This window comes from Planomicrobium soli (assembly GCF_003014655.1).
In the GTDB taxonomy this organism is placed as follows: Bacteria; Bacillota; Bacilli; order Bacillales_A; family Planococcaceae; genus Planococcus; species Planococcus soli_B.
In genome coordinates this window covers 20,107-43,858 of record NZ_PYAT01000014.1, presented here as the reverse complement: position 1 = coordinate 43,858, position 23,752 = coordinate 20,107, and the positions used below count along the sequence as shown (strand labels likewise).

General features: G+C 43.8%; 20 protein-coding genes. All 20 read left to right on the top strand.

Annotated elements, in window-relative coordinates; all coding sequences use genetic code 11:
• Nucleotides 1-86 precede the first annotated feature (86 nt).
• The 20 genes from rpoC (at nt 87) to rplB (ending at nt 23,726) form a co-directional block, all read left to right on the top strand.
• Complete coding sequence (gene rpoC / locus B0H99_RS14900) at nt 87-3,692, top strand: DNA-directed RNA polymerase subunit beta' (protein ID WP_106534484.1); 3,606 nt, start codon at nt 87-89, stop codon at nt 3,690-3,692.
• Between the two features lie 363 nt (nt 3,693-4,055).
• A complete protein-coding gene (gene rpsL, locus B0H99_RS14895; protein ID WP_106534483.1) occupies nt 4,056-4,475 on the top strand; it encodes a 30S ribosomal protein S12 in 420 nt (139 codons plus the stop codon).
• Nucleotides 4,476-4,517: 42 nt separating this feature from the next.
• Entirely contained in the window at nt 4,518-4,988 is a 471-nt protein-coding gene (gene rpsG / locus B0H99_RS14890) for a 30S ribosomal protein S7 (protein WP_106534482.1), read from the top strand.
• Between the two features lie 51 nt (nt 4,989-5,039).
• Nucleotides 5,040-7,118 (top strand): elongation factor G, encoded by a 2,079-nt coding sequence (gene fusA / locus B0H99_RS14885; protein ID WP_106534481.1) that lies wholly within the window; start codon nt 5,040-5,042, stop codon nt 7,116-7,118.
• A 115-nt stretch (nt 7,119-7,233) separates the two neighbouring features.
• The gene (gene tuf, locus B0H99_RS14880) at nt 7,234-8,421 is read left to right on the top strand and encodes an elongation factor Tu (RefSeq protein WP_106534480.1); all 1,188 of its coding nucleotides are present in this window, start codon (nt 7,234-7,236) and stop codon (nt 8,419-8,421) included.
• Between the two features lie 499 nt (nt 8,422-8,920).
• Nucleotides 8,921-9,820, top strand: coding sequence for a branched-chain-amino-acid transaminase (gene ilvE / locus B0H99_RS14875; protein WP_106534509.1), 900 nt, complete (start codon nt 8,921-8,923; stop codon nt 9,818-9,820).
• 352 nt (nt 9,821-10,172) lie between these two features.
• A complete protein-coding gene (gene ilvB, locus B0H99_RS14870) occupies nt 10,173-11,885 on the top strand; it encodes an acetolactate synthase large subunit (RefSeq protein WP_181313684.1) in 1,713 nt (570 codons plus the stop codon).
• Complete coding sequence (gene ilvN, locus B0H99_RS14865; protein ID WP_106534478.1) at nt 11,885-12,397, top strand: acetolactate synthase small subunit; 513 nt, start codon at nt 11,885-11,887, stop codon at nt 12,395-12,397. The genes ilvB and ilvN overlap by 1 nt, the downstream gene beginning before the upstream one ends.
• A gap of 27 nt (nt 12,398-12,424) precedes the next feature.
• A complete protein-coding gene (gene ilvC, locus B0H99_RS14860; RefSeq protein WP_106534477.1) occupies nt 12,425-13,459 on the top strand; it encodes a ketol-acid reductoisomerase in 1,035 nt (344 codons plus the stop codon).
• Nucleotides 13,446-14,987, top strand: a complete 1,542-nt coding sequence (locus tag B0H99_RS14855) for a 2-isopropylmalate synthase (RefSeq protein ID WP_106534476.1) — start codon at nt 13,446-13,448, stop codon at nt 14,985-14,987. Before ilvC ends, B0H99_RS14855 begins: the two co-directional genes overlap by 14 nt.
• Nucleotides 14,988-15,020: 33 nt before the next feature.
• Entirely contained in the window at nt 15,021-16,121 is a 1,101-nt protein-coding gene (gene leuB / locus B0H99_RS14850; RefSeq protein ID WP_106534475.1) for a 3-isopropylmalate dehydrogenase, read from the top strand.
• An 18-nt stretch (nt 16,122-16,139) separates the two neighbouring features.
• Nucleotides 16,140-17,558, top strand: coding sequence for a 3-isopropylmalate dehydratase large subunit (leuC, locus tag B0H99_RS14845; RefSeq protein ID WP_106534474.1), 1,419 nt, complete (start codon nt 16,140-16,142; stop codon nt 17,556-17,558).
• Between the two features lie 21 nt (nt 17,559-17,579).
• Entirely contained in the window at nt 17,580-18,170 is a 591-nt protein-coding gene (leuD, locus tag B0H99_RS14840; protein ID WP_106534473.1) for a 3-isopropylmalate dehydratase small subunit, read from the top strand.
• Nucleotides 18,124-19,191, top strand: a complete 1,068-nt coding sequence (locus B0H99_RS14835; protein ID WP_106534472.1) for a threonine/serine dehydratase family protein — start codon at nt 18,124-18,126, stop codon at nt 19,189-19,191. The genes leuD and B0H99_RS14835 overlap by 47 nt, the downstream gene beginning before the upstream one ends.
• A gap of 157 nt (nt 19,192-19,348) precedes the next feature.
• Nucleotides 19,349-20,671 (top strand): Na+/H+ antiporter family protein, encoded by a 1,323-nt coding sequence (locus B0H99_RS14830; RefSeq protein WP_106534471.1) that lies wholly within the window; start codon nt 19,349-19,351, stop codon nt 20,669-20,671.
• A gap of 253 nt (nt 20,672-20,924) precedes the next feature.
• Nucleotides 20,925-21,233 (top strand): 30S ribosomal protein S10, encoded by a 309-nt coding sequence (gene rpsJ, locus B0H99_RS14825; protein ID WP_033542800.1) that lies wholly within the window; start codon nt 20,925-20,927, stop codon nt 21,231-21,233.
• A 50-nt stretch (nt 21,234-21,283) separates the two neighbouring features.
• Nucleotides 21,284-21,913: a 50S ribosomal protein L3 gene (gene rplC, locus B0H99_RS14820; RefSeq protein WP_106534470.1), complete on the top strand. Its 630-nt coding sequence runs from the start codon at nt 21,284-21,286 to the stop codon at nt 21,911-21,913.
• 28 nt (nt 21,914-21,941) lie between these two features.
• Complete coding sequence (gene rplD / locus B0H99_RS14815) at nt 21,942-22,565, top strand: 50S ribosomal protein L4 (protein WP_106534469.1); 624 nt, start codon at nt 21,942-21,944, stop codon at nt 22,563-22,565.
• Nucleotides 22,565-22,849 carry a 50S ribosomal protein L23 gene (gene rplW / locus B0H99_RS14810; RefSeq protein WP_106534468.1) on the top strand — a complete coding sequence of 95 codons (285 nt, stop codon included), beginning with the start codon at nt 22,565-22,567 and terminating at the stop codon, nt 22,847-22,849. Before rplD ends, rplW begins: the two co-directional genes overlap by 1 nt.
• 46 nt (nt 22,850-22,895) lie before the next feature.
• Nucleotides 22,896-23,726, top strand: a complete 831-nt coding sequence (gene rplB / locus B0H99_RS14805) for a 50S ribosomal protein L2 (RefSeq protein ID WP_106534467.1) — start codon at nt 22,896-22,898, stop codon at nt 23,724-23,726.
• Nucleotides 23,727-23,752: the final 26 nt, after the last annotated feature.

Below are 23,752 nucleotides of genomic sequence, written 5' to 3'. Positions count from 1 at the left end.
TTCAAATAGCCGTTCGAATTCCATTTGCTTGGTCATAAACGAGGAAGAGCCGTGCAGAAACTCGAGACAAAAGGGAGGTAGGCTCCTTGATAGATGTTAACAATTTTGAGTATATGAAAATCGGATTAGCGTCACCCGATAAAATTCGCTCATGGTCTTATGGAGAAGTCAAAAAGCCAGAAACAATTAACTACCGTACATTAAAACCTGAAAAAGACGGTTTGTTCTGTGAACGTATTTTCGGTCCTACTAAAGACTGGGAATGCCATTGCGGAAAATACAAGCGCGTCCGTTATAAAGGTGTAGTCTGTGATCGCTGTGGCGTTGAAGTTACGCGTTCAAAAGTAAGACGTGAACGTATGGGCCACATTGAACTAGCAGCTCCTGTTTCACATATCTGGTATTTCAAAGGAATTCCGAGCCGTATGGGTCTTATCTTGGATATGTCCCCACGCTCACTTGAAGAAGTTATCTATTTTGCTTCTTATGTAGTAATCGATCCTGCGGATACACCATTAGAGAAGAAGCAACTTCTTTCTGAAAAAGAATACCGTGCATACCGTGATAAGTTTGGCAAGAAATTCCAAGCTGCTATGGGAGCGGAAGCGATCAAACGACTTCTACAGGAAATCGATCTTGAGCGCGAAACTGATTCGTTAAAAGAAGAATTGAAAACAGCTCAAGGCCAACGCCGCACACGTGCGATCAAACGCCTTGAAGTAGTGGAATCTTTCCGTAACTCAGGAAACAATCCTGATTGGATGATTCTAGATGTTCTTCCAGTTATTCCACCTGAGCTTCGCCCAATGGTTCAATTGGACGGTGGCCGCTTTGCGACTTCCGACTTGAACGATTTATATCGTCGTGTAATCAACCGGAACAACCGTTTGAAACGCTTATTGGATCTTGGTGCTCCTAGCATTATCGTTCAAAATGAAAAACGTATGCTTCAGGAAGCTGTAGATGCACTGATTGACAATGGCCGTCGTGGCCGTCCTGTTACAGGACCAGGTAACCGTCCATTGAAATCTCTTTCTCATATGTTAAAAGGTAAACAAGGGCGTTTCCGTCAAAACCTTCTTGGTAAACGTGTCGACTATTCTGGTCGTTCCGTTATCGTAGTTGGACCGAACTTGAAAATGTACCAGTGCGGTCTTCCAAAAGGAATGGCAATCGAATTGTTCAAACCTTTCGTGATGAAAGAACTTGTAGAACGAGGGCTTGCCCACAATATCAAGAGTGCGAAACGCAAGATTGAACGTCTTCATTCTGAAGTATGGGATGTATTAGAAGATGTTATTAAGGAGCATCCGGTTCTATTGAACCGAGCACCGACTCTTCACAGACTTGGTATTCAGGCATTTGAACCAACACTTGTTGAAGGTAAAGCGATCCGTCTTCATCCGCTAGTATGTACTGCATACAACGCCGATTTTGATGGTGACCAAATGGCTGTTCACGTACCGTTGTCATCTGAAGCACAAGCAGAAGCTCGACTTTTGATGCTTGCAGCTCAAAACATTTTGAACCCGAAAGACGGAAAGCCTGTTGTAACACCATCCCAGGATATGGTTTTAGGAAACTATTACTTAACACTTGAGCGCGAAGGTGCTACAGGAGAAGGAGCTACTTTTACCGGACCGGAAGAAGTAATGATCGCTTATCAAACAGGTCACGTGCATCTTCATACACGTATCGCCATCTTAGCGGGATCAGTTAACAATCCGACGTTTACAGAAGAACAAAATAAAATGCTTTTGCTGACAACAGTCGGTAAAGTTATTTTCAATGAAATTCTGCCAAAGTCGTTCCCTTATATCAATGAACCGACAAACTATAACTTGCAAGTGGAAACACCAGCGAAGTTCTTTGTTCCGACAACGACAGATGTCCGCCGTCATTTCAAAGAAGCTGAACTAGTGACGCCATTTAAAAAGAAAATTCTTGGGGAAATCATTGCTGAAGTATTCACTCGTTTCCACATTACGGAAACTTCAAGAATGCTTGACCGCATGAAGAGCCTTGGATTTAAATATTCAACTCAAGCTGGTATTACGGTTGGGGTGGCTGATATCGTCGTACTTCCTGATAAAGGCGAAATTCTAATCGAGGCACAAGCAAATGTTGATAAAGTAATGCAACAGTTCCGCCGTGGTTTAATTACTGAAGAAGAACGTTATTCACGTGTCATTTCTTACTGGAGCAGCGCAAAAGACGTTATTCAGGAAAAATTGATGGCTTCTTTGGATAAGACAAACCCGATTTATATGATGAGTGACTCCGGTGCCCGTGGTAACGCGTCCAACTTTACACAGCTTGCTGGTATGCGCGGACTTATGGCCAACCCGGCTGGACGAATCATTGAACTTCCAATCAAATCTTCATTCCGTGAAGGTTTGACAGTACTTGAATACTTCATCTCGACTCACGGTGCGCGTAAAGGTCTTGCCGATACAGCATTGAAAACAGCCGATTCAGGTTATTTGACTCGTCGTTTGGTTGACGTTGCACAAGATGCAATTGTTCGCGAAAATGATTGTGGAACGGACCGCGGCTTGCTAGTTGGAGCGTTGATGGAAGGAACGGAAGTTATCGAAGAGCTTGACGAGCGCATCATCGGCCGTCACGCGAAGAAAACAGTCCGTCATCCGGAAACAAATGAAGTTATTGTAGCTAAAGACGAATTGATTACTCTTGACTTGACTCGACTAATTCTTGAAGCAGGAATCAAGGAAGTAACTATTCGCTCGGCGTTTACATGTAATACAAAACACGGCGTATGTAAGAAGTGTTATGGTACGAACTTGGCAACTGGTGACGAAGTTGAAGTGGGCGAAGCAGTAGGAATTATTGCGGCTCAATCAATCGGTGAACCAGGAACTCAGCTCACAATGCGGACATTCCACACTGGTGGGGTTGCAGGTGATGATATTACCCAAGGTCTTCCACGTATCCAAGAGATTTTTGAATCACGTAATCCGAAAGGGCAAGCTGTTATTTCTGAGATTAACGGTACTATCACCGAAATTGACGAAATTAGAGAAGGCCTGAAAGAAATTACAATTCAAGGAGACGTTGAGACACGTAAATATTTAGCTCCTTACAACGCACGATTAAAAGTACAGCTGGATGATACAATCCGTCGCGGTGAAGTATTAACCGACGGTTCGATTGATCCGAAGCAATTGCTGCAAGTTAAAGATGTACAGTCTGTACAAGTATATCTATTGAAAGAAGTTCAAAAAGTTTACCGTATGCAAGGCGTTGAAATCGGCGATAAACACGTTGAGGTTATGGTCCGTCAAATGTTCCGTAAAGTTCGCGTAATTGAAGCCGGAGATACTGATTTGCTTCCAGGTTCACTATTGGATATTCACCAATTTACAGAAGCGAACGTAAAAGCTGTCTTAGAAGGCAATCTTCCTGCTACCAGCCGTCCTGTTATTCTCGGAATCACAAAAGCTTCACTTGAAACCGAATCATTCCTATCAGCAGCGTCCTTCCAAGAAACGACTCGCGTCTTAACGGATGCAGCCATTAAAGGAAAACGTGATGAATTGTTAGGATTGAAAGAGAATGTTATTATCGGTAAGCTTGTTCCAGCTGGAACAGGGATGCAACGTTACCGTCAGATTAAAATTGCAAAAGACGAATTAGACGTGCAAGCAGAAACAGTTGGCACAGAATCATAATACGAGTTTTGTTGATTCCGGAAAGTTTTAATAAAACTTTCCGGGATTTTTTAAGAATCAGTTGACACTGCCAGAAGAGAATGATAACATATTGAGGGTTGATGTTTAACGGTCTGTTGCTGCTCAATTTAAGTTCATTAAAGTATTTATTAAAGTAGTACAGATAAGTAAAACGATCATCGGTACAAACAGCAGTAAGCGATTTGAAGTTGGTTTTATAGGGACGCCTGTTCCAAACAACTGCTTCAGCGGTCACTGGATACCAGTTTTTGTGTAAAAAACACAAAGACTTTGTTTTTACCCAAAAAATGAACCACCTGGATATGTGGTATTAGAACACCTTTTGAGAGGAGGAAAAAATCGATGCCTACAATTAACCAATTAGTTAACAAACCTCGTAAACCAAAAAGCACGAAATCAAACTCACCAGCGTTGAATAGAGGGTACAATAGCTTCCAAAAGTCTCAGACTAACGCTACTTCACCTCAAAAACGTGGAGTTTGTACACGTGTTGGTACGATGACACCGAAAAAGCCAAACTCTGCATTGCGTAAATATGCGCGTGTACGTTTGACAAACCAAATTGAGGTTAATGCTTACATCCCTGGAGAAGGTCACAACCTTCAAGAGCACAGTGTAATTCTTCTTCGCGGCGGACGCGTAAAAGATTTACCGGGTGTACGTTACCATATCGTACGTGGAGCACTTGATACTGCTGGAGTAAACGGCCGTATGCAAGGACGTTCTAAATACGGAACTAAACGCCCTAAAGAAAAAAAATAATCATATAATAACGAAGTGATTTCGTTGAAAGGAGGAACATACATGCCTCGTAAAGGTCCTGTAGCTAAACGTGACGTGTTGCCAGATCCGATTTATAATTCCAAATTGGTGACACGCTTAATTAACAAAATGATGGTCGACGGAAAAAGAGGTACTTCACAAAAGATCCTATACGGAGCGTTTGAACTAGTTAGAGAACGCAGCGGTAAAGATCCAATTGAAGTATACGACCAAGCATTGACAAACATTATGCCTGTACTTGAAGTGCGCGCACGCCGTGTCGGTGGAGCAAACTACCAAGTGCCAGTTGAAGTTCGTCCAGAACGTCGTACGACTCTAGGTCTTCGCTACCTTGTAAACTATTCACGTCTTCGTGGAGAAAAAACAATGGAAGAGCGTTTGGCTAATGAAATTCTTGATGCAGCTAACAACACTGGAGCAGCAGTTAAGAAACGTGAAGATATCCATAAAATGGCGGAAGCAAACAAAGCGTTTGCTCACTATCGCTGGTAATTTCTTTCAAGATGTTAAAATCTTAATCCGAGACGGAAGGAGAAAAACAACATGGCAAGAGAGTTCTCCTTAGACAAAACACGTAATATCGGAATCATGGCACACATTGATGCCGGTAAAACGACTACTACGGAGCGTATTTTATACTACACAGGTAAAATCCATAAAATTGGTGAAACGCATGAAGGTGCTTCTCAAATGGACTGGATGGAGCAAGAGCAAGAGCGTGGTATCACAATCACGTCTGCTGCAACAACAGCTGCATGGAAAAACCATCGTGTTAACATCATCGATACTCCTGGACACGTAGACTTCACAGTAGAAGTTGAACGTTCATTGCGTGTACTTGATGGTGCAGTTACAGTTCTTGACGCTCAATCGGGCGTTGAACCACAAACTGAAACGGTATGGCGCCAAGCTACAACTTATGGCGTTCCACGTGTTGTATTTGTCAACAAAATGGATAAAATCGGTGCTGATTTCCTTTACTCAGTAAGAACTTTGCATGATCGCCTACAAGCGAATGCTCATCCAATTCAATTGCCGATCGGTGCTGAAGATGAATTCGAAGCAATTATCGACTTAGTTGAAATGAATGCCATTTTCTATGCAAATGACTTAGGAACTGAAATCACTACTGGTGAAATTCCTGAATCTCACAAAGAACTTGCTGAGGAATGGCACACTAAATTAGTGGAAGCTGTTGCTGAGCTTGATGAAGAGTTGATGGAAAAATATCTTGGCGGTGAAGAAATCACTAAAGAAGAACTTAAAGCGGCAATCCGTAAAGGAACGTTGGCAGTTGAGTTCTATCCAGTGGTTTGCGGAACTGCATTCAAGAACAAAGGTGTTCAATTAATGCTTGATGCAGTAATTGACTACCTACCATCACCACTTGATGTACCACCTATGACTGGTGTTCTTCCAGATTCAGACGAAGAGGTACTTCGTAAACCTAGCGAAGATGAGCCATTCTCTGCACTAGCGTTTAAAGTAATGACAGATCCATATGTAGGAAAACTAACGTTCTTCCGCGTATATTCTGGTACTCTTAAATCTGGGTCTTACGTTCAAAACTCATCTAAAGGGAAGCGTGAACGCGTAGGACGTATCCTGCAAATGCACGCTAACTCTCGTGAAGAGATTTCTGAAGTATATTGTGGAGACATCGCTGCTGCAATCGGCCTTAAAGATACATCTACTGGAGACACATTGAGCGACGAGAAAAACCAAGTAATCCTAGAGCGCATGGTATTCCCGGAACCAGTTATCTCTTTATCAGTAGAGCCGAAATCAAAAGCGGACCAAGACAAAATGGGTCAAGCCCTTGCGAAATTGCAAGAAGAAGATCCGACTTTCCGTGCACATACAGATCAGGAAACTGGTCAAACGATCATCGCAGGTATGGGTGAACTTCACCTTGATATCCTCGTTGACCGTATGCGCCGTGAGTTCAATGTAGAAGCTAACGTAGGTGCACCACAGGTATCTTACCGTGAGACATTCCGTAGCTCTGCACAAGTTGAAGGTAAATTCGTACGCCAATCTGGTGGACGTGGACAATTCGGACACGTTTGGATTGAATTCTCTCCAAACGAAGAAGGAGCAGGTTTTGAGTTTGAAAATGGTATCGTTGGTGGTGTTGTTCCTCGTGAATACATCCCAGCAGTTGAAGCGGGTCTTCGTGACTCTCTAGACAACGGTGTTCTTGCCGGATATCCATTGATCGACATCAAAGCTCGTTTGTTCGACGGTTCTTACCATGATGTTGACTCGAATGAAATGGCATTTAAAGTAGCTGCTTCTATGGCGCTTAAAAATGCAATCTCTAAAGTTAATCCTGTAATTCTTGAACCAATTATGCGCGTTGAGGTTGTTATCCCTGAGGAATACCTTGGAGATATCATGGGTGACATTACGTCACGCCGCGGCCGTGTAGAAGGTATGGAAGCCCGCGGAAACGCGCAAGTTGTCCGTGCTATGGTGCCTCTTGCAGAAATGTTTGGTTATGCGACTTCATTGCGTTCTAATACGCAAGGCCGTGGTGTGTTCTCAATGCACTTCGATCACTATGAAGAAGTACCAAAATCAATTTCTGAAGAGATTATCAAAAAAAATAAAGGTCAATAATTGAATTTTGACCTTCAATAAAGTATAAATAGTTTGTATGCCTGGAATAATAGGGCCCTATTATTCCGGTACTTCAAACATCCAATTAACTTAATTTTTGAGGAGGATTTTTCTAATGGGAAAAGCTAAATTTGATCGCTCTAAAACACATGCGAATATCGGTACAATCGGTCACGTTGACCATGGTAAAACAACTTTGACTGCTGCTATCGCTACAGTACTTGCAAAACGTTCTGGTGGTACGGCAATGAGCTATGCTCAAATCGATAACGCACCTGAAGAAAAAGAGCGTGGAATCACAATCAACACTTCTCACGTTGAATATGAAACTGCTTCACGCCACTATGCGCACGTTGACTGCCCAGGACACGCTGACTATGTTAAAAACATGATCACTGGTGCTGCACAAATGGACGGCGGGATCCTAGTAGTATCTGCTGCTGACGGCCCAATGCCACAAACTCGTGAGCACATCCTTCTTTCACGTCAAGTTGGTGTTCCTTACCTAGTAGTATTCATGAACAAATGTGATATGGTAGACGACGAAGAGCTTCTTGAACTAGTTGAAATGGAAGTTCGCGACCTTCTATCTGAATATGAATTCCCTGGCGATGACATTCCTGTTATCAAAGGTTCAGCTCTTAAAGCTCTTGAAGGCGAAGAAGAGTGGGAAGAAAAAATCGTTGAATTGATGAACGCAGTTGATGAGTACATCCCAACTCCACCACGTGACACTGACAAGCCATTCATGATGCCAGTTGAGGACGTTTTCTCAATCACTGGTCGTGGTACAGTTGCTACTGGTCGTGTTGAGCGTGGACAAGTTAAAGTCGGCGATACTATCGACATCATCGGTCTTACTGAAGAGCCAAAATCTACTACTGTAACAGGTGTAGAAATGTTCCGTAAATTGCTTGACTATGCTGAAGCTGGCGACAACATCGGTGCACTTCTTCGCGGGATTTCTCGTGACGACGTACAACGTGGACAAGTATTGGCTAAACCAGGCACAATTACTCCACACACTGAGTTCAAAGCAGAAGTTTATGTTCTTTCAAAAGAAGAGGGTGGACGTCACACTCCATTCTTCACAAACTACCGTCCACAGTTCTACTTCCGTACAACTGACGTAACTGGTGTTTGCAACCTTCCTGAAGGCGTTGAAATGGTTATGCCTGGAGACAACATCGAAATGATCGTTTCTCTTATCTCTCCAATCGCACTTGAAGAAGGAACTAAGTTCTCTATCCGTGAGGGTGGACGTACTGTAGGCGCTGGCGTCGTTGCTTCTATCCAGAAGTAATTTCTGTTAAGTGGTTAACCCCCATCTCATTTTAAAATGAGATGGGGGTTTTTTGTGGTTTGCGGGATCTTCCTTTTGTTCTTTAGAGCACATGAAAGTGTAATCTACTGTCAGTTGATCAAATGGCTTTTAGTTAAACAATAGGGCCAAGCCAGATCATCAAATAGCTTTGAAAAATTCTTCATTTTTCTTCAAGTCGATTTAAACGTAAAATTCCTTCTTCTGCTTATTCAGGAATAAAATCGATTTCCAACTAAGTTGAAGAGTTTACTTTTTTATTTTTTAAAATTTTTTTTATTAGTTTTTTATCCTTCTAAACCTTGTTGCAATAACAATGAAAACGGATACATAATCTTAAAGTATTTAGAATTCAATAAAAGTTTCAGAAAACTTTGTTGACAGTTGGTTTTAAAGGCGATATGATAACAACAATTTAAAATTCATAAATGATATACAATATATCGCTTGTTTAATATATCAGGAGAAAGAAGTGAGCAGCATGGGTGAACAGGTCATTTATATGAATGGTGGATTTGTTAAGAAAGAAGATGCAAAGGTTTCGGTTTACGACCATGGTTTTTTATATGGAGATGGAGTCTTTGAGGGAATTCGTTCATATAATGGAAACGTCTTCCGATTAGAAGAACATCTAGAACGGCTCTATGATTCCGCAAAATCTGTAATGCTTAATATTCCATATACTTTCGAAGAGATGACTGATCTGATTGTTCAGACCTTGCGCCGCAATGAGTTGAAAAACGCTTATATTCGTCTTGTTGTATCAAGGGGAGTCGGAAATCTTGGTCTAGACCCTTTCAGCTGCAAGGAACCTAACGTCATCATTATCGCGGAAGCATTAGCGATGTATCCGCAAGCGTTATATGAATCTGGAATTGAAATTGCATCAGTTGCAACACGCCGTAGCCGAGCAGATGTATTAAGCCCGAAAGTAAAGTCGCTTAATTACATGAACAATATCTTAGTGAAAATTGAAGCAAACCTTGCTGGAGTTTCAGAAGCGTTGATGATGAACGAGCAAGGCTATGTTGCAGAAGGTTCAGCGGATAACATCTTCATCATCCGCAACCAAAAGATATTAACACCGCCAGGCTATGTTGGAGCTCTTGAAGGCATTACAAGAAACGCCATTATTGATTTAGCAAACCAAAAAGGCTATGACATTCAAGAAGGCGTGTTTACAAGACACGATGTTTATACAGCCGATGAAGTGTTCTTAACTGGTACAGCAGTCGAAGTAATTTCAGTAGTTAAAGTGGATGGCCGTGTAATCGGCGATGGAAAACCTGGACCGGTCACAAACGATTTGCTTTCTGCATTTCGCGAACTTGTGGAACAAGACGGCGTAAAAGTATATGACGAGCAGTTAAAAGCAATATAAAACAAAAAGAATAAAACAACTCAATGACGAGGTTAAAGTTAATGGATCAGGTATTTACAGAGAGCCGGTACAGGTGGAAGCCGGTAATACTGCCATTAATGACATCCCCTCCGAGTGGAGTGCTGAAAGGTTCGCACCGTTTAGGCATTCCCGGTGGCCATTTAATTCGGTCATCGTTACCAGCGGATAAGTTAACTTATCCATGAGGCTGTATTTATACAGCAAAGTAGGGTGGTACCATGAAGCTTTTTCATCCCTAAGCCAAGAACAGGTTTCTTTGCTTAGGGATGAAAAAGCTTTTTTATTTTTAAAAAGACATATTCAAAAGGAGGCGGACAGATTGGGCGTAAACATGAAAGTAAGACAAGAAGCAGACCAACGACTGAAAGGCAGCGGGGCTGATGTGTTGATTCAATCATTACAGGAACAAGAAGTCGAGATCATCTTCGGCTATCCAGGGGGGGCTGTTTTACCGATTTACGATGCATTGCACAAAAATCCGATCCGGCATGTGCTTGCTCGGCATGAACAAGGCGCAATCCACGCCGCCGAAGGATATGCAAGAGTGTCCGGAAAACCTGGCGTAGTTATTGCTACTTCAGGTCCAGGGGCAACAAATTTGGTAACCGGAATTGCAGACGCGATGCTTGATTCGCTTCCTCTAGTAATCTTTACCGGACAGGTAGCCAGCAGCGTAATCGGAACAGACGCTTTTCAAGAAGCTGATATCATCGGCATCACACAACCAATCACTAAGCACAATTACCAAGTTAAAAATGCAGAAGATTTGCCGAGAATCATTAAAGAAGCTTTTTATATCGCATCTACCGGGCGGCCAGGTCCTGTTGTAATCGATGTGCCAAAAGATATTTCAGCAAAAATGTTTGTGGAGGCTGAGCAGCAAAAGACGGTCGAGTTGCCTGGTTATCAACCGACAACTCAGCCAAACTTCTTACAAATCCAAAAAGCAGCTCAAGCTTTAGCAAAATCCGAACGGCCGTTGATCTTAGCCGGTGCTGGAGTGCTTGCGGCCCGAGCTACAGAAGAGCTGCAGAAGTTTATTGAACGCCACCGGATTCCAGTCACGAACACTTTGCTTGGATTAGGAACAATAGACGGTCATCATGAATTGTTCCTTGGCATGGCCGGCATGCACGGAACGTATACCGCCAACACAGCAATTTGCGAATGCGATGTCCTTCTAAATATTGGGGCGCGCTTCGATGACCGGCTTACCGGCAACTTGGCGCATTTTGCGCCAAAAGCAAAAGTTATCCATATTGACATTGATCCGGCTGAAATCGGAAAAAATGTACCAACAGCCATTCCGATAGTAGCGGATGCAAAAGAAGCTTTGCTGGAGTTGCTGGACCAACCGTTCGAATCACCTGACACTGCCGAATGGCTGCAACTGTTAGAAGCGAATAAAGCAGAATATCCGCTGCAGTATAAAGCAGATAAACAAAGAGGAATCCTACCTCAACAAGCTATTCAGTTGATCCATAGCTTGACTGGAGGAGATGCAGTAGTTACGACCGATGTTGGACAACATCAAATGTGGGCGGCGCAATACTACAAATTCAACCACCCACATCACTGGGTAACTTCAGGAGGGCTTGGCACCATGGGCTTTGGTTTTCCTGCAGCAATCGGTGCTCAATTGGCCAAGCCAAATGAGAAAGTAGTTGCCATTGTCGGAGATGCTGGATTTCAAATGACATTGCAGGAGTTATCGCTTTTGCAGGAATTGCGGCTTCCGGTGAAAGTTGTGATTTTGAACAATCAATGCTTAGGGATGGTTAGGCAGTGGCAAGAAACGTTTTACGAAGAACGGTATTCCCAGTCATTAATTTCCGTTCAACCGGATTTTGTGAAGTTGGCCCAAGCTTATGACATTCAAGGCTATAAAGTCGAAACGATGGAAGAAGCCGAGTCGGTTTTTGCAGAAGCATTCGCGTCTGATGAGCCAGCACTGATTGATTGCCGGGTCGTTCAGTTGGAAAATGTGTACCCAATGGTTGCGCCAGGCAAAGGGCTGAATGAAATGATCGGAGTGAAGATTTAATGAAACGAGTAATCACAACAACGGTTATCAATCAAAGCGGAGTTTTAAATCGAGTGACCGGCCTTATGATGAAGCGACAGTTCAATATTGAGAGCATCTCAGTGGGGCATACGGAGCAACCGGGAATGTCCAAAATGACTTTTATAGTCAACGTGGAGGATGAAGGGAAGTTAGAGCAGTTGTTAAAGCAGCTGCAAAAACAAATTGATGTAATTAAAGTAAATGACATTACCGATAAAGCGGTAGTCATGCGAGAGCTGGCATTGATTAAAGTAGTCGCCCCGCCAGCTGTTAGAAGTGAAATTTACAGTATCGTAGAACCTTTTCGGGCTACAGTGGTCGATATGAGCAAAAACGTCACTACTTTCCAAGTGACCGGAGATCCGGAAAAAATCGAAGCTTTCATTGACTTGATGAAGCCTTACGGCATTAAAGAGTTAACACGGACTGGCGTTTCGGCGTTTGTTAGGGAAACACAAAAAGTGCAGGCCCCGCAACTGAATATATTATAAAAACCCAAAAACCGAGGAGGAAACAAAATGACAAAAATGTATTATAACCAGGATGTAAACGAGCAAGTATTAGAAGGGCAAACAATCGCTATCATCGGATATGGTTCGCAAGGCCATGCACATGCGCAAAATTTAAAAGACTCTGGATTTAATGTAGTAGTTGGTGTGCGTCAAGGAAAATCATTTGATCAAGCTCAAACGGACGGCATGCGAGTGGCGACAGTAAAAGAAGCGGCTCAAGCAGCCGACGTCATCATGGTGCTGGTGCCGGATGAAAAGCAAACACAAATTTACAACGAAGATATCAAACCAGCATTAAAAGCCGGAAAATCACTTGTTTTTGCCCATGGTTTTAATGTTCATTTTAATCAAATTGTTGCTCCGAAAGATGTTGATGTTTTCTTAGTTGCACCAAAAGGGCCTGGCCATCTTGTTCGCCGGACATACGAATCAGGCGCCGGTGTTCCTGCACTATTCGCTGTACACCAAGACGTTTCAGGGCAAGCTAAGGAAGTAGCGTTAGCTTATGCCAAAGGAATCGGATCAGCCCGTGCTGGAATATTAGAGACAACGTTCAAAGAAGAAACCGAAACGGATCTATTTGGGGAACAAGCAGTCCTTTGCGGTGGTGTGACATCACTTGTGAAAGCCGGATTCGAAACGCTTGTTGAAGCGGGATATCAGCCGGAATTGGCATACTTCGAATGTATGCACGAATTGAAGTTGATTGTCGACCTAATGTATGAAGGAGGCTTGTCTGGAATGCGCTATTCTATCTCAGATACTGCTCAATGGGGAGATTTCATTTCAGGGCCGCGCATTGTTGATGCCGATACAAAAGAACGAATGAAAGAAGTATTGAAAGATATTCAAACCGGAAAATTCGCCAAAGGCTGGTTGCTTGAAAATCAGTTGAACCGCCCAGAATTTACGGCGATTGAAAAAGCGGAAGAATCTCATCAAATCGAACAAGTTGGCCGCGAATTGCGTGCCATGATGCCATTTGTCAATGAAGGTAAAAAAGCCAAACACAAAGAGGTGGTCGCTAATGCCGCAAATTGATATTTTCGATACGACATTGCGAGACGGAGAACAGTCGGCCGGGATCAACTTGAATACTGCAGAGAAAATCGAAATCGCCCGCCAGCTTGAACGTTTTGGAGCGACGATTATCGAATCAGGGTTTCCTGCAGCTTCCCCAGGAGACTTTGACGCTGTCCAGCGCATTGCAGGAACAGTGAAAAATTCCATCGTAACGGGCCTTGCCCGTTCGATGAAGAGTGATATTGATCGGACTTGGAATGCACTAAAAGGGGCGGAACAGCCGCATATTCATATTTTTCTAGCGACTTCTCCTATCCATATGGAACATAAATTGATGAAGACACCGGAACAAGTGGTGGAAATTGCTGTTGAGTCAGTCAAATACGCTCGCCAGTTTTTCCCGCTCGTTCAATGGTCGGCAGAAGACGCTTCCCGTTCGGATCCGGAATTTTTGGCACATATTATCCGCAAAGTTATTGAAGCGGGAGCAACAACCATCAATTTGCCGGACACAGTCGGCTACGCAACACCGCAGGAATATGGTGCGATGTTCAAATACATGACTGAACACGTATCCGGGATTGAGAAAGTTAAGCTTTCCGCGCATTGCCATAACGACCTTGGCATGGCGACAGCGAATACACTAGCTGCTATCGAAAATGGGGCAACTCAAATTGAAGGTACCATTAACGGCATAGGTGAGCGTGCCGGCAACGTAGCGCTAGAAGAAATTGCGGTTGCATTGCATATCCGCAAGCAAATCTACAATACGGAGACGGGCATTAACTTACACGAGATCAAACGTACAAGCCAATTGGTCAGCCAACTGACAGGCAGCTTGATTCAGCCAAACAAAGCGGTAGTTGGCAAAAACGCTTTTGCCCATGAATCAGGGATCCACCAGGATGGCATGTTGAAAAACCCATTGACTTATGAAATCATCACGCCGGAACTAATTGGGGATGCATCGACAGAATTGGTTCTTGGAAAGCATTCCGGTAGACATGCTTTTAGAGACCGCGCTGTTAAAATGGGCTTTGAGCTATCAGAAGAAAAGCTGAACAAAGCATTTACTGAATTTAAAAAGTTAGCAGACCGCAAAAAAGAAATAGTGGAAGATGATTTGTATGTGTTGCTGACAGATCAGCAAATCAATGATACCGAAACACCGGTTTATAAACTGGATAGCGTACAAGTCCAATATGGTACGGCGAATATCCCGACTGCAACAGCGTCAGCCTATCACCCAAATGGCGATATGATTCGGGAAGCTGCAACAGGTGCTGGATCGGTTGAAGCAATCTTCAATACGCTAGAGCGGATTGTGGAAGGAAAAGTGCATATCCTGGATTATCGTGTTACATCAATTGGCAAAGGGCGAGATGCTCTCGGGGAAGCAGTTATCAACATGACGTATAACGGAGAAACGGTCACAGGACGCGATGTTGCACAAGATGTTTTGGAAGCGACAGCCAAAGCTTATCTAAATGCAGTGAATCGACAAATCATCAAAACGGGCCAAAAAATAAAAATAGCAGCGGTATAACGCCAGCAATCATCAATAGAGGAGGATTTCATAATGAAAAAAACAATAGCGGTATTGCCAGGAGACGGAATCGGACCAGAAGTAACAGATGCGGCGGTAAAAGTGCTGCAATCCATCGCAATGCGCTATGGACATAATTTTCATTTGAAGCATGCGGCAATCGGTGGAACGGCGATCGATCAGTTTGAGAGCCCGCTTCCTCAGGAGACAATTGAAGTTTGTGAAGCGAGCGATGCTATTCTTTTAGGCGCAGTCGGCGGACCAAAATGGGATAGCCAACCTTCTCATATGCGACCGGAAAAAGGATTATTGACTATCCGAAAACACTTTGATTTATTTGCAAATCTTCGACCTGTTAAAGCAGTGCCTGCGCTGCTTTCCTCTTCACCGTTGAAGGAGGAAGTGGCTAAAGAAGTTGACATGATGATTGTCCGGGAATTGACGAGCGGCTTGTATTTCGGGGAACCGAAACGTAAATCTGAAAAATCGGCAGTTGATACGCTGGTATATACCCGAGAAGAGATTGAACGCATTGTTAACCAATCATTTGAAATGGCTCGCACCCGAAGAGGCAAAGTGACGTCGGTTGATAAAGCCAATGTTCTGGAAACAAGCAAACTGTGGCGTGAAGTAGTGGAAGAACGCAAGAAAGCCTATCCAGATATTGAAGTAGAGCACATGCTAGTTGATTCAGCAGCAATGAAATTGATTACAGATCCGCGTTCTTTCGATGTAGTCGTTACTGAAAATATGTTTGGAGATATTTTAAGCGACGAAGCGTCCGTTATCACAGGCTCTCTTGGCATGCTGCCTTCTGCAAGTATCCGCTCTGATGGTTTTGGCCTTTACGAACCGGTACACGGATCAGCACCGGATATCGCAGGGCAAAACAAAGCCAATCCATCTGCAGCTATTTTATCGGCGGCGATGATGCTGAAACACTCTTTCGGCCTCCATGCAGAAGCTGCAGCAATTGAAGCTGCGGTAATGAGTGTGTTGGAAGATGGTTACTGCACAGGGGACTTGGAAGGTGAGGGGAAACGGGTCATGTCGACAAATGATTTCGTTGCAAAAGTGATTGAAGAATTGGAACGGGAATTTATCTCTGAACATATCATGTATTCTTATGTCTAAATGAAGGGAGCAGTTATCATGGCAAAAACGATTATCGAGAAAATTTGGGAACAGCATATTGTCTATGAAGAATCAGGAAAACCGGATCTTCTTTATATCGACCTTCATTTATTACATGAAGTAACTTCTCCTCAAGCTTTTGAAGGGCTTCGGATGAACGGGCGGAAAGTGCGTCGTCCAGATTTGTGTTTTGCAACAATGGACCACAACGTACCTACAAGAAACCGGGAAACGATCAAAGATCCGATTTCCCGTAAACAGATTAAGACGTTAGAGGAGAACTGCAAAGAATTTGGAGTGCCGCTTGCAGGCATCAACCATCCGGATCAAGGGATTGTCCATGTGATTGGTCCAGAACTTGGTCTTACACAACCTGGCAAAACAATTGTTTGCGGAGACAGCCATACTTCGACACATGGGGCATTTGGAGCTTTGGCTTTCGGCATTGGCACCAGTGAAGTAGAACATGTTCTTTCTACACAAACGTTATGGCAATCAAAACCAAAAACGATGGAGATCCGTATTGAAGGAGAACTCGGCTTCGGTGTTTCCTCAAAAGATGTCATCCTCGCAATCATTTCGAAGTTTGGTGTGGATATGGGAACTGGCCATATTGTGGAATACACTGGAGAAGCGATTCGCAAATTATCCATGGAAGAGCGTATGACAATCTGCAATATGTCGATTGAAGCGGGTGCTCGTGCCGGACTTATAAGCCCAGACGAGAAGACGGTGGAATATTTGAGAGGGCGCCGGCATGTTCCGGCAGGAGAAGCGTTCGAAAGCGCGGCAGAACAATGGCTAGCGTTAGCGACAGATGAAGGTGCAAATTACGATATGTCACTTAGCATTCATGCAGACGAAATCTCTCCATTCGTAACGTGGGGGACAAACCCGTCAATGGGTTCCGGCATTGCCGAACGGGTTCCGTATACAACGGATTTTGACAAGCAAGCAGATCGCGATGCCTTAAAACAGGCTTTGGCTTATATGCAGCTTGAAGAAGGCGCACCACTTTCTTCTATTGAAATTCAGCATGTCTTTATCGGATCTTGTACAAACTCCCGTATTGGAGATTTGCGTGCGGCTAGCGCCATCATTGCCGGCAAAAAAGTACATCCATCTGTGACTGCCATCGTAGTGCCAGGGTCGGAATCAGTAAAACGGGCAGCAGAAGCAGAAGGCTTGGATAAAGTTTTCCTGGAAGCGGGCTTTGAATGGCGAGAGACAGGGTGCAGTATGTGCTTAGCAATGAATGAAGATTCCGTACCGGCAGGCGAACGGTGTGCGTCCACTTCAAACCGCAATTTCGAAGGGCGGCAAGGTGCAGGGTCCATGACCCATCTAGTGAGTCCGGTCATGGCAGCGGCTGCAGCCATTGAAGGGCATTTGACAGATGTCCGCAAGTATATGGAAGAACCCGTACCATCGTCATAAAGGAAAAGGAGGCAACCGCAGATGAAACCAATCAATAAAATCACCAGTATCTTGACGCCGCTGGATCGGCAAAACGTGGATACTGACCAAATCATTTCCAAAGAATTTTTGAAGCGCATTGAGCGTACAGGCTTTGGCAAGTATTTGTTTTATCATTGGCGCTTTCGCCCGGATGGTTCGAAAATTGAAGAATTTGTCCTCAACGATCCACGCTTCCAAGGCTCCGAAATTTTAGTCGCACAAGAAAATTTCGGTTGCGGCTCTTCACGCGAGCATGCCCCGTGGGCGATTCAGGATTATGGGTTTAACGTAGTCATCGCACCAAGCTATGCGGACATCTTTTACAACAACTGTGTGAAAAACGGCATTTTGCCAATCCGCTTGAAAGATCAGGAAGTAAATGAGCTTATTCAAAAGGGACAGAAGGAAGACTTTCAGCTGGAAGTCAATTTGGAGGAGCAGTCGGTGACTGGACAGGACGGAAGCTGGTATGAGTTTACGATTGATCCGTACTGGAAGGAAATGCTGCTTAAAGGCTGGGACGAAATTGCATTAACCTTCCAATATGATTCATACATCGCAGCATACGAAGAAAAACAGCAACACGTTTAATGTATTACTATTAAAGGGAGATGATTTAGTTGGGAATTCGTACGATACAGTAGGTTTATATGACGCATTCGAAAAGCTGGCACCAATCGTCCACCGTACTCCTTGCAAACAGTCGCAAACGTTGAACAGGATCGCTGGCAATAAAGTCTCTTTGAAATTGGAAAACTTGCAGAAAACTGGATCGTTCAAAATAAGAGGGGCTTTCAATAAGATCAGCCACTTGACGGACGAAGAATGCCAGCAAGGCATCTTGGCTGCTTCTGCAGGCAACCATGCTCAAGGAGTCGCTTTAGCTGGAAGAGAAAAAGGTGTTCCGGTAACAATTTTCATGCCGGAATCAACTCCAGACGCAAAAGTGATGGCGACACGCCAGTACGGGGCAACTGTTCGGCTCATTGGAAAAAGTTTTGACGAAGCTTATGCAGCTGCCAAAAAAGAGCAATTGTTTACGAGAGCGGCCTTTGTCCATCCGTTTGATGACTTGGCAATCATTGAAGGCCAAGCGACGGCAGCGATGGAGATGATGCAGCAATGCCCGGATATGGATACTATTGTAGTTCCGGCAGGGGGAGGCGGTTTGCTCGCTGGTACAGCTCTTGCGGTCAAGGCAATTCGCCCATCTGTTCGCGTAATCGGTGTGCAAGCGCAGGCAGCTTCGGCAATCGCTTCGATTTTCCATGGCACTTCCGCTACTGCTGTGCCGTTTCTTCCAACCATAGCAGAAGGGATCAAAGTGAAAGATCCGGGCAAGTTGACTACGAAAATCATCCAGGCTTATGTAGATGATGTCATTACGGTCAGTGAAAAAGAAATTGCTTCAGCCATCCTCTTCATGCTGGAACGGGAGAAAATGCTGATTGAGGGAGCGGGAGCTGCTGCTGTAGCTGCAGTTCTTTATCGTCACCTGCCTTTTCACTCGAACAGCACAGGGGTTATTGTAAGTGGCGGCAATTTTGATATCGGCAAATTGAATGCGTGTATTAAGACTGCAACTGATATGAGTACGGCCAGTTCTTTTTAATAGGAAAACTCCTTTGCTTCCGGGCAAAGGAGTTTTTAGTTTTCAGAGTTTTTAAGCTTTCTACTATATAAAGAAATGTGGGTTGACATCCTTTTAGCCTTTTGTTAATTTAAAGTGTACACTTTAATGCTTTAGCAAACTAAAGGAGATAGATATCATGAATGCAGTTATTGTTGCTGTTTTGGTCATGTTGGTCTTGAGCTTGCTCCGGGTCAACGTGGTCTTTGCGTTATTGCTTGGAGCGCTTGCGGGAGGACTGAGCGGCGGGTTGCCGTTTATGGACACAGTTAAGGCGTTTACAGACGGACTTGGAGCAGGGGCTACCATAGCGTTAAGCTATGCTATGTTAGGAGGTTTTGCGGTAGCGATTTCCCGTACCGGAATTCCGGAACTTCTTGTCTCGAGCGTATTAAAGCTCGTTAATAAGGAAGGAGAAGCAACGCGAGAAAGCTTAGCGAAAGCATTAATCATTTTTGCGTTATTGCTTATGGCTATCTTTTCGCAGAATTTGATTCCGATCCATATTGCGTTTATTCCTTTATTATTGCCACCGATTTTGCACATTATGAACGAGTTGCGGATTGACCGCCGCTTAATCGCTTCAGTGCTGACATTCGGTTTGACGGCGCCTTATATTTTATTGCCGTATGGTTTCGGTTTAATCTTCCATGATATTGTGGCTACACAAATGGGGCTTGCCGGTTTACCGGTTGATATGGCGGATATTCCTAGAGCGATGATGATTCCAGTCCTTGGCTTAGTAGTCGGACTTGTGATTGCCATCTTTATCTCTTACCGGAAACCGCGCGACTATCACACTAAAAACATTAATATAGAAGAAACTAACAAAAAGATGGCTTCAACAAAAGATATTATCGTAACAGTCTTGGCGCTATTAGCTGCGCTATACGGACAAATCACTACAGATTCTATGATTATAGGAGCGCTTGCCGGCATTTTGGTCTTGTATCTATTAGGGGCTATGAAATGGCATGAGGCGGATGACATTTTGAGTACGGGCATGCGCATGATGGCATTCATCGGTTTTGTGATTATCGCCGCAAACGGCTTTGCTTCTGTTGTAACGGCGACAGGCGCCATCGAGCAGTTGGTGGCAAGCGTTTCCGAGATGTTTGCGGGCAATAGAGGCCTCGCCGCGTTTGCTATGCTGGTGGCGGGTTTGTTGGTAACAATGGGCATCGGCTCATCCTTTGCAACAATCCCGATCATCGCCGCAATCTTTGTTCCGATGAGTATGGAGTTCGGCTTCTCAAGCTTGGCAATCATTGCGCTGATCGGCACAGCAGGAGCACTGGGGGATGCCGGTTCACCAGCGTCCGATTCAACGCTTGGGCCGACAGCTGGTCTCAATGTGGATGGCCAGCACAATCACATCTGGGATACTTGCGTACCAACGTTCCTTCACTACAACATTCCGCTCTTAATCTTCGGGTGGATTGCCATCATGTGGTTGGCTTAAGATAAAAATGTTCGGACTATTAGCGTATAGGTTGAATATAAAATAAATCCTGCTATACTAATAAAAGTGATTAAAAGAATTTCGTAAAAACACTTGCGGAATTCTTTTTAATTTTGTATACTAGTGAACGTTGGTCTTTGACTGCGATGAAGCGAGAGGTTACCGATACACCCGGCCGCTTTGCCATGGCGAGTGATTGGAAAATTTTCGTGGAGAATGTCTATCAAAAATAGGCGAAAAGGGAGGGAAAATAATGGCAAAACAAAAAATTCGTATCCGTTTAAAAGCATATGATCACAGAATTCTTGATCAATCTGCTGAGAAAATTGTTGAAACAGCTAAACGTTCAGGTGCAAGCGTATCGGGTCCGATACCGTTGCCGACGGAAAAGTCAGTTTACACAATCTTGCGCTCAGTCCACATTTATAAAGATTCACGTGAGCAATTTGAGATGCGCACGCACAAACGTCTAATCGATATCGTTAACCCAACACCACAAACTGTTGATGCGTTAATGAAATTAGATTTACCATCTGGCGTTGACATTGAAATCAAACTTTAATCGGTAAACGAAATATAAAAAACACAAATAATTGCAGGAGGTGTGACAACATGACCAAAGGAATCTTAGGTAGAAAAATCGGTATGACGCAAGTTTTTGCTGAGAACGGTGATTTAATCCCTGTAACTGTAATTGAAGCTGCTCCAAACGTAGTTCTTCAAAAGAAAACAGTTGAGGTTGACGGCTACGAAGCAGTTCAATTAGGTTTTGAAGACAAGCGTGAAAAGCTTTCTAACAAACCTGCTAAAGGACATGTAGCTAAAGCAAACACTGCTCCTAAGCGCTTCATTCGCGAATTTCGCAATGTAAACTTAGCTGATTACGAGATTGGTCAGGAAGTCAGAGTAGATGTATTCGCAGAAGGCGATGTAGTAGATGTAACAGGAACAACAAAAGGTAAAGGTTTCCAAGGTGTTATTAAACGCCACGGACAATCACGCGGACCAATGGCTCACGGTTCACGCTACCACCGTCGTCCTGGTTCAATGGGTCCGGTTGCTCCTAACCGTGTATTCAAACAAAAGAAATTACCTGGTCAAATGGGTGGCAACACAGTTACGATCCAAAACCTTCACATTGTGAAAGTTGATGCAGAACGCAACTTGCTTCTTATTAAAGGTAATGTTCCTGGTTCACGCAAAGCGTTGATCCGAGTGAAATCTTCTATTAAAGCGCAATAATATCTTTTCAAGGAAGGAGGAAACAAGAATGCCTAAAGTAGCTTTATTAAATCAAACAGGTTCACAAGTGGGCGACATCGAATTGAACGATTACGTATTCGGTATCGAACCAAATGAAGCCGTGTTATTTGACGCAGTAGTGATGCAACGCGCTTCGCTTCGTCAAGGTAACCATAAAGTAAAAAATCGTTCTGAAGTAGCTGGTGGTGGTAAAAAGCCATGGAAGCAAAAAGGAACTGGACGCGCTCGTCAAGGGTCTATCCGTTCACCACAATGGCGCGGAGGCGGTATCGTATTCGGTCCAACGCCACGCAGCTATAGCTATAAACTTCCTAAGAAAGTACGTCGTTTAGCTCTTCGTTCTGCACTTTCATCTGCAGTAGCTGGAGAAAACTTGATGGTACTTGAAGGATTGACTTTCGATGCACCGAAAACAAAGGAATTCACTAAATTAGTGCAAGACCTTTCAATTGGCAAAAAAGCATTGTTCGTAACTGCTGACCTAGACGAAAACGTTGCATTATCTGCACGTAACCTTCACGGTATGACGGTAGTAACAGCAAGCGGCATCAACGTTTTAGACTTGCTTGGCCATGACAAAGTTGTTATGACTAAAGCAGCAATAGAAAAAATAGAGGAGGTGCTTAGTTAATGGAAGCACGTGATGTATTAAAGCGTCCGGTCATTACTGAGCAATCTTCAGAAGTAATGGCAGAGAAAAAGTACACTTTCGAAGTGGACACTCGCGCAAACAAAACACAGGTAAAACAAGCCGTACAAGAAATCTTTGGCGTTCAAGTTGAGAAAGTTAACATCATGAACTATAAAGGCAAATTCAAGCGTATGGGCAAACACGCAGGATACACAAACAAACGCCGCAAAGCGATCGTTAAGTTGACTGCTGACTCTAAAGACATCGAATTGTTCGAAATTTAATTTCTATAAGTTCTTAAGGAACTAATCAAAGAAGGAGGGAAACAACATGGCGATTAAAAAATATAAACCTACCTCCAACGGTCGTCGTAACATGACGAGTTCAGATTTCGCAGAAATCACAACGAACAAGCCAGAAAAATCGCTTTTACAACCTGTAAAGCGCAAAGGCGGCCGTAACAACCAAGGTAAGTTAACTGTACGCCATCACGGTGGTGGACATAAACGCCAATATCGTGTCATCGATTTCAAACGTAACAAAGATGGCATTCCAGGACGCGTTGCTACAATCGAGTACGATCCGAACCGTTCTGCTAACATCGCATTAATTCACTACGCTGACGGGGAAAAACGTTACATCTTGGCTCCTAAAGGAATCGAAGTTGGAACACAAATCATGTCAGGCGTTGAAGCTGATATCAAACCAGGTAACGCACTTCCGTTATCAAGCATCCCAATGGGTTCTACAATCCACAACATTGAATTGAAGCCAGGCGGCGGCGGACAACTTGTACGCTCTGCAGGAACTTCAGCTCAGGTATTGGGTAAAGAAGGTAAATACGTAACTGTTCGTTTACAATCAGGCGAAGTTCGCATGATCTTGGCTACTTGCCGTGCAACTATCGGTTCTGTAGGTAACGAGCAACACGAATTGATCAACATCGGTAAAGCAGGACGCTCTCGCTGGTTAGGCAAACGCCCAACAGTACGTGGATCTGTAATGAACCCTAACGATCACCCACACGGTGGTGGTGAAGGACGTTCGCCAATCGGACGTAAATCACCAATGTCTCCATGGGGCAAGCCGACTCTTGGTTACAAAACACGCAAGAAAAACAACAAGTCAGATAAATTTATCGTGCGTCGTCGTAAAAAATAATTTGATTTCGCTGCGGTTCGCCAAAA

Excerpts from the sequence above, each read along its gene's own strand:
- rplB (WP_106534467.1), top strand. The coding sequence starts at position 22,896 with ATGGCGATTAAAAAATATAAACCTACCTCCAACGGTCGTCGTAACATG.
- B0H99_RS14835 (WP_106534472.1), top strand. The coding sequence starts at position 18,124 with ATGATTCATACATCGCAGCATACGAAGAAAAACAGCAACACGTTTAAT.
- leuD (WP_106534473.1), top strand. The coding sequence starts at position 17,580 with ATGAAACCAATCAATAAAATCACCAGTATCTTGACGCCGCTGGATCGG.
- ilvN (WP_106534478.1), top strand. The coding sequence starts at position 11,885 with ATGAAACGAGTAATCACAACAACGGTTATCAATCAAAGCGGAGTTTTA.
- rpsG (WP_106534482.1), top strand. The coding sequence starts at position 4,518 with ATGCCTCGTAAAGGTCCTGTAGCTAAACGTGACGTGTTGCCAGATCCG.
- ilvC (WP_106534477.1), top strand. The coding sequence starts at position 12,425 with ATGACAAAAATGTATTATAACCAGGATGTAAACGAGCAAGTATTAGAA.
- B0H99_RS14830 (WP_106534471.1), top strand. The coding sequence starts at position 19,349 with ATGAATGCAGTTATTGTTGCTGTTTTGGTCATGTTGGTCTTGAGCTTG.
- tuf (WP_106534480.1), top strand. The coding sequence starts at position 7,234 with ATGGGAAAAGCTAAATTTGATCGCTCTAAAACACATGCGAATATCGGT.
- rplW (WP_106534468.1), top strand. The coding sequence starts at position 22,565 with ATGGAAGCACGTGATGTATTAAAGCGTCCGGTCATTACTGAGCAATCT.
- ilvE (WP_106534509.1), top strand. The coding sequence starts at position 8,921 with ATGGGTGAACAGGTCATTTATATGAATGGTGGATTTGTTAAGAAAGAA.
- B0H99_RS14855 (WP_106534476.1), top strand. The coding sequence starts at position 13,446 with ATGCCGCAAATTGATATTTTCGATACGACATTGCGAGACGGAGAACAG.
- leuC (WP_106534474.1), top strand. The coding sequence starts at position 16,140 with ATGGCAAAAACGATTATCGAGAAAATTTGGGAACAGCATATTGTCTAT.
- ilvB (WP_181313684.1), top strand. The coding sequence starts at position 10,173 with ATGAAAGTAAGACAAGAAGCAGACCAACGACTGAAAGGCAGCGGGGCT.
- leuB (WP_106534475.1), top strand. The coding sequence starts at position 15,021 with ATGAAAAAAACAATAGCGGTATTGCCAGGAGACGGAATCGGACCAGAA.
- rplC (WP_106534470.1), top strand. The coding sequence starts at position 21,284 with ATGACCAAAGGAATCTTAGGTAGAAAAATCGGTATGACGCAAGTTTTT.
- rpsJ (WP_033542800.1), top strand. The coding sequence starts at position 20,925 with ATGGCAAAACAAAAAATTCGTATCCGTTTAAAAGCATATGATCACAGA.
- rpsL (WP_106534483.1), top strand. The coding sequence starts at position 4,056 with ATGCCTACAATTAACCAATTAGTTAACAAACCTCGTAAACCAAAAAGC.
- fusA (WP_106534481.1), top strand. The coding sequence starts at position 5,040 with ATGGCAAGAGAGTTCTCCTTAGACAAAACACGTAATATCGGAATCATG.
- rplD (WP_106534469.1), top strand. The coding sequence starts at position 21,942 with ATGCCTAAAGTAGCTTTATTAAATCAAACAGGTTCACAAGTGGGCGAC.